7 protein-coding genes are annotated in these 6,237 nt (G+C 24.9%); 2 read left to right on the top strand and 5 right to left on the bottom strand.

The window, feature by feature from the left end; translation table 11 throughout:
* Positions 1-87: 87 nt before the first annotated feature.
* The 5 genes from NG904_RS14440 to NG904_RS14420 all read right to left on the bottom strand — a co-directional run bounded on the left by NG904_RS14440 (position 88) and on the right by NG904_RS14420 (position 5,189).
* A complete protein-coding gene (locus tag NG904_RS14440; protein WP_252232322.1) occupies positions 88-1,128 on the bottom strand; it encodes a DUF4179 domain-containing protein in 1,041 nt (346 codons plus the stop codon).
* 4 nt (positions 1,129-1,132) lie between these two features.
* Positions 1,133-1,687 carry a sigma-70 family RNA polymerase sigma factor gene (locus tag NG904_RS14435; RefSeq protein ID WP_252232320.1) on the bottom strand — a complete coding sequence of 185 codons (555 nt, stop codon included), beginning with the start codon at positions 1,685-1,687 and terminating at the stop codon, positions 1,133-1,135.
* 339 nt (positions 1,688-2,026) lie between these two features.
* Positions 2,027-2,557, bottom strand: a complete 531-nt coding sequence (locus NG904_RS14430; RefSeq protein ID WP_252232318.1) for a 2'-5' RNA ligase family protein — start codon at positions 2,555-2,557, stop codon at positions 2,027-2,029.
* Between the two features lie 20 nt (positions 2,558-2,577).
* Positions 2,578-3,861, bottom strand: a complete 1,284-nt coding sequence (locus NG904_RS14425; RefSeq protein ID WP_252232316.1) for a DUF4179 domain-containing protein — start codon at positions 3,859-3,861, stop codon at positions 2,578-2,580.
* A 44-nt stretch (positions 3,862-3,905) separates the two neighbouring features.
* Positions 3,906-5,189, bottom strand: coding sequence for a DUF4179 domain-containing protein (locus NG904_RS14420; RefSeq protein WP_252232314.1), 1,284 nt, complete (start codon positions 5,187-5,189; stop codon positions 3,906-3,908).
* A 179-nt stretch (positions 5,190-5,368) separates the two neighbouring features.
* Between NG904_RS14420 and NG904_RS14415 the strand changes: the two genes are divergently transcribed.
* Together NG904_RS14415 and NG904_RS14410 are read left to right on the top strand one after the other, a co-directional pair.
* A complete protein-coding gene (locus tag NG904_RS14415; RefSeq protein ID WP_252232312.1) occupies positions 5,369-5,794 on the top strand; it encodes a nucleotidyltransferase domain-containing protein in 426 nt (141 codons plus the stop codon).
* Entirely contained in the window at positions 5,781-6,236 is a 456-nt protein-coding gene (locus tag NG904_RS14410; protein ID WP_252232311.1) for a HepT-like ribonuclease domain-containing protein, read from the top strand. Before NG904_RS14415 ends, NG904_RS14410 begins: the two co-directional genes overlap by 14 nt.
* Position 6,237 lies beyond the last annotated feature (1 nt).

The raw sequence follows: 6,237 nt of genomic DNA, 5'->3' as shown, positions 1-6,237 counted from the left end.
ATTCCTAAGTTCAATTACTCAGTCCAGCTTTACTTATGAATATATCAACATTATCTTAAAATATACCCTTATAAAAACATTTAAGTTTTATTTTAATTTAGATAAATCTATTGTAAATTCTTCTCCTACTTTTTTGTATTCACCATCCATCCTACCACTATTTTCTGGATATTTAGCTGCATATGGAGTTAATTTTAATAATTTTGCATTTTCATTAAGATTTCCATCAATAGTTTCTATCTTAAATAGCCCTGAATTTTTATCACCATGAGATAAATAAAATTCTACTTTATTCCCTAAATCATCAGTTCCTTTTAACTCAACAGCATAATCTGATTTTATTTTAGGTGTATTTATTGAAGCATAAATCTTTTGACCAAGTGAATTGTCTGTATATTTTTCTAATATATATTCTTGACCATTTTCTAGAGTGAATTTATTATTAAGTGGAATTTCCTTAGTATCTATTCTTAATTGATCACCATTAGTTTTAAATTCAAAATCCCACTTTCCCTTTTGCATTCTATCAGGCAACATTACATTTGAACATGAAATTTTTATATTTAAGTCTCCACTTAGGTCATTATCTTTCAAATCATAAGTGATAACTGATTGTGTAGTATAATCATCAATCTTTTTAGCGCTCCCACCTGATCCCGCACTCATATTTTTTCCATTTATATAGATATTACAATCAGGAATACCAGATTCATCATCTTTTAATTTTTTATCAGAACTTACATTACAAGAAACTGTCATTTCATCTCCATCTAATATTACTTCATTTAATTGAACTGTTATTCCTTTATCTGTTATTGATTTATTTATAACAGTTTTATATTCATCTAAGTTTCTTTCTATTCCTAAATAACTAGCTATATCGTTATTAATTATATAACTAACCTTTGATAGTGCAGATACTCCTATATCACTTCCCAACATCCCTATTGTTAAAGCTGCAATAGCAACTGCTGCTATCATTCCTCTTTTTCTAGGTTTCTTTTTTGAGATTGACTTTCTAAAATTAGATTTTATTTTTTTCCTCTCTAAGTCATTAAAATAATGTTTTTCATAACCATCTATATTTATATTAATTTCATTCAACATATCATATATATCTTTATTCATATTTCTACCCTCTACTTTCTAATATCTTAAATATTTTTTGAATCTTTTTCTTTCCTCTCGATAATCTGTTATATACGACTTCTCGTTTAATTCCCATTTCTTTTGTTATATCACTTATGTCTTTCTCATCAACATAAAACTTATAAAATAGATCTCTATCTTTTTCTTTTAAACAACTTAACATCTCTTCAATATCAGATTCTAATTCACTCTTTACAATCTCTTCATGAACATTATCTGGAGTACTTATATTTAAATCATCTATATTTTCATATTCTAATCCTTTTAAATATTTTCTCTTATAATCAATACACTTAAACTTGGCTATTCCAGCAACCCAATTTTTAAAATCACCTTTGTTTTCATCAAAACTTTCAATATTATTCCAAATACCCAAAAGTATATCGTTAATACATTCATCTTGAATACTTTGTAGATTATATAAATGCTTTTTAACTATAGATTTAATAATCCACCCATAATTATCAATGACATAATCTAAAGCTTTTTCATTTTTCTTTCTTAATTCAAAAATAAAGTTTCCTTCTTCAATTTTCATTTTTAACCTTCTCCCTAAAGCAAGCTTGCAATATTAATTTAGGCATATTAAAAATAATATTTATTCAATTAACTTTAACCATGCCTTATCCCTTACACTTAATACTTCGTTTAAAATGTACTATATCTATCATCTCTTATATAAATTTCTATTTAATTTATAGTTTTAAATAACAAAATGCATATAAAAATAGGACTATATGTATATCTTAAATATACAATATAGTCCTGTTTAGCCTTTATTATTAGTTTTATTCTCTATTTTAATAAAGTGTTGATGTATACATAAGTAAACCATGATAAAATAATTGCATATACTAACGCATATTTAAAACAGAGCCTATTTTTTAAACTTAAATTCTTTATATACTTTCCAAGTTCCTTCAGTCCAATTATATATTGTAACATTATCAAACAAACATTCAAATTCACAGGAATACTGATTTATATATTCCCATATCTTTGTATAAATAGATCTTATTCTTTTTGATGCTAAAGTTATATGAAATGTTTTATCTTTTCCATCACTTTTGTCAAATTCAATATATGGAACTAAGCTCATTTTTTCTATTATTTTATCATGAATTATTTTACCTTCATCAGACATCTCTACATTCATATACACTACTCTATCACCAAAATGATCATAACCACTTATTTTAAAAGGTGCCGTCTTTTCTGTTTGAGTTACTTCTTCAAGAATATTAATTAATTCTATAATATCCCCATCATATTCAAAAGGAGCTTTAATAGTAAAATGAGCTGGTAATTTAGACGATTTTGCCTTTAAATTCTTAAAAAGCTCTCGCCTTAAATTATTATTAAAATCTCCTGCTTCTCCTTTTACTACGCATACTACTACATACCTCATAAAACTTCTCCTTTTCTTTGTTATTTACTTATTATTACCTCATTTCCTATTTCGTATTTATCTATTTTACTTATATTAAAATCAAAATTCACATCCATAGTTTTATCTTTTGGTACATTGTTAAATTCTACAACATATCCAAACTCATCATTTAGGTCTTTATAAAAACTCATATTCTTTCTACTCTCATAACTATTTGAATAATTGACATTTTTAATGTCCAATTGATAATCCATAAATATATTAGTTACCATTAATAAACTTTCTTTTTCTGACTCTCCTTTGCAATATACCTTTATTTTATTGTCATTTCTTTCTATATTATATATTTCTCCCTTACTTCCATCATAAAAATCAAATGATTTTAAATACTTTACATTATCTTTTATTTCTTTGTAATTATTTATTTTCTCGTAGTACTCACTTCTATCTTCATTTTCACACATTTCATTTAATCTATCATAAGAAACATAACTAACTAAAGGTATTATACTTATCTTTTCTGATTCTTTAAATTTATCATAATTAAGTGATTCACAAACAAATTTTCCATTAGTTCCATTTTCTTTTGAAGCACTACTACCACCTCGTTTTGCTTTATACATTTTATCTCCAACTTGTAATATGATACAAGAATGATGTGAGTCTGATGGCTCATCCTTTTCGAATCTATTTTCTATCCATGGACCACTATAATTAATTGTTGTTCCCATAATATCTGATTCTATGTTATTTACTGTAAAATCAAATTCTGGTATTTTAGTATTCATTTTCTTTTTAACTGACTCTTTAAATGACTTTGAGAAATCTACATCTGCATCTATTCCAACATTAATTTTATAAGTAGGTATTACAATATCTACTCTTAAACTATCTTTTTCAAGAAATTCTTCTTCGTCACTTTCTTCGTTTATATTTATAAAAAATGTTTTATCATCTTTATAATCATTCCAATAGCCTGAACTATCTCTAAAATTTTCTCCAAATGTAACTATACTTATCAAATTATCTGCTTTTTCTTTATCAATAGATTCTTTACTTTCTACTTTAACTAATATTTTCAACTTGTGTTTTGTTGCAATAGCACTATCTAAAGTTATTTTAAATCCATTTTGCTCAACACTTTTATTTATTTTAACTGAATAGTCCTCTTCCTTATCATAACTTGTATTTTCACAAGTTACCGAAGCCTGACTTATATTATCATCCGCTAAAACCTTAACTTCTCCTACTCCTAAGCTTGTCATAAACACCATAACACCAAGTATTGGTCCTAGTATTTTGCTTAATCTTTTATTTAGCATTAAAATTCCCCCATTTAAATTCAACTTTAATTTTAAGCATTAAGTTATTTAGATAATTCAACTTCATTTCCTATTTTAAATTTATCTATTTGATTTATAATAGATTCAATATTTAAATTTATCATTCTATCTTTCTCCACATTATTAAATTCTACAACATATCCTAAATCCTCATTAGAATCTTTATAGAAACTTTTATTTTTACCATTATTATACATATAGTTAAACATAATATTGTTCTCATCGAATTCATAATTCATAAACATATTACTTGCCATTAAAAGACCTGCTTTATCTGTATTTCCTTTACAATAAACTTTTATTTTATTGTCTTTTCTTTCTATATTATATATCTCTCCCTTAGTTCCATCAGAAAATTCAAATGATTTTAAATATCTAACATTACTAAGAGTTTCTTTATTAGAATTTAATTTTTCATTATTATTTATTTCATCTTCATTATACATTTTGTTTATTTCATCTCTAGACATATAACAGACTATTGGTATTAAACTTAATTTTTGGTTATCTTTAACTTTATCATAAGTTGCTGATTTGCTTTCATATGTTTCTATAATATTTTCATGATTTGAAGAATGACTGCCTGATTTCTCTGTTTTATACATCCTATCTCCAGCTTTTAATATAATTAAAGAATATTGAGATTCTACAGGATCTTTTCGTCTTTCATCAAAGTCTTGCCATGGTGTAGTATACTCAAATCTTGTTCCCATAACATTAGACTCCAATTTATTTAATGTAAAATTGAATTCTGGTATTTTAGACGATGATTTCATTTCTAATGTATTTTTAAATGATTCTGAAAAATCTACATAAGCATCTATTCCTACATTAATTTTATAACTTGGAATTACTATATCCACTCTTAACTCTCCCTTTTCTGGAAATTCTTCATCATCATCAATTTCTTTTTCTATAGTTAATAATAAAGTTTTATCGTTTATATAATCCTCTGATCCGCCTCCACCCCAGCAATCACTTTTTCCAAATGTAACTTCTGATATTATATTATTATAATTTTCTGTATCAAAAGGCTTATCACTTTGAATTTTCACTTGTACTTTTAAATCATGTTTTGTTCCAATAACATTATCTAATGTTACTTTAAAACCATTTTGTTCAACAGTTTTATTAATATTGATAGAATAATCTTTCTCTTTTTCGGAAATTGTATTTTCACAAATTACTGAAGCCTTATTTATATTATCATCTGCTAAAGCTTTAACTTGTCCTAGCCCTAAGCTTGTCATAAACACCATAACACCAAGTATTGGTCCTAATATTCTGCTTAATTTTTTATTTAACATTAAAATTCCCCCTTAATCATTTACTTATTTTTACTTTATAATTATATTCTACCATATCAAATCTTTTTATGCATATGTCTATACACATATCTCTCACCTTTCTAATACCTTGTAAGTTATATTTAGAACAATTATTTTATGATATAATGTATATATTAATGCCAATTGGAGTGAAATGTATGAATAAGATTAAGTTAAGAAATTGTCAGTTAAATTTTAATAAATTAAAAGACATTATATGTATTGCAACTTTTGGAAGTTATAATGAAACTTGTTTTGATAAAAACAGAAGTGATATAGATGTTATGATCTTATCTATTAATGAACTTGAATGGGAAGATGAAATTGAAATTGAAGATTACTTAACTCCAATTCTAAAAAATCATTTTCAACATGATAATATACATATTACATTTATAACTGGTTTTGTTTATCCATTTGGTGAACTACTTATAAATAGTAATGATAAGATAATTATTTTAGAAGAAAAATATTTAGATTACGTTCTTGGATACTCTACTTTTAAAAGAGATCGGGAGTACTTAGAAATAATAAGAGAAGAAAATTTAAAAGATTTAAAGGAGTATAGAAATGGTTTATTATAAATACAAAAAAGAAAAACTAGAAGAAAAATTTTCTGAAAGTAAGGTTTTTTTAGTTAGAATAAGGGAATGTCTAAAAAGAAGTCCCAATAGTGAAGATGAAATAATTGATGAAGCTATGATATCTTATTTCAATTCTTTTTGTGAATTTATAATTGATATGTGTGAAACTTACTTAGTTTCTACTGATAATTTCATTCCAAATAAATCTGGACCAGATATAATTCAATTATCTAGTGACTTTGGATTTATATCTAAAGAAGATTCAAAAAGACTTCAAGGAATTGTTAAACTAAGAAATAGATATATACATGATTATTATCAAAGAAAATTATCAAGAGATAGAATTTTAAATGTTTGTAGGAAAGAAATTAAAACATTAGATATATTTCTTGAAATATCTACTGAAAAAATAACTTTAGTTCTAAAAGAACAAAATCGCTAAG

Source organism: Clostridium sp. ZBS15, assembly GCF_023845705.1.
Lineage (GTDB): Bacteria > Bacillota > Clostridia > Clostridiales > Clostridiaceae > Clostridium > Clostridium aquiflavi.
The sequence above is the reverse complement of the archived record's forward strand: the minus strand, read 5'-3'. Positions and strand labels throughout refer to the sequence as shown.